This is a genomic window from Peribacillus sp. SIMBA_075 (assembly GCF_046534585.1).
Map to the genome: position 1 here is coordinate 1 of NZ_JAWRYN010000933.1, position 260 is coordinate 260.

The following is a 260-nucleotide window of genomic DNA, read 5'->3' on the forward strand; positions in this document are numbered from 1 at the left end:
CTCTAAGCTAGTTCCGGCTTCGACAACAGTCGCATCACCGATTTCCTGTCCTTCTTCGATCGGGAATTCCAGATAGGTCGAAATCACGTCCAAAGCTTCCAATTCCTCAAAGCTCGCCGTGTACTCATCATAAAATTCGCCTTCTTGTTTGACGAGTTCAATACGGTCATCATGCAAACGATAGACTCTCAACACCACGGTGCCGCCATTTTCTTCGTAAGTCGCGACATGATTTGCCTCCATATAATCGGTTCTCAACG

1 pseudogene is annotated in these 260 nt (G+C 46.9%); it reads right to left on the minus strand.

Annotated features, from left to right (window positions below):
* Nucleotides 1–195: pseudogene (locus SB775_RS30995) on the minus strand (hypothetical protein); the annotation flags it as partial.
* Between the last annotated feature and the right edge of the window lie 65 nt (nt 196–260).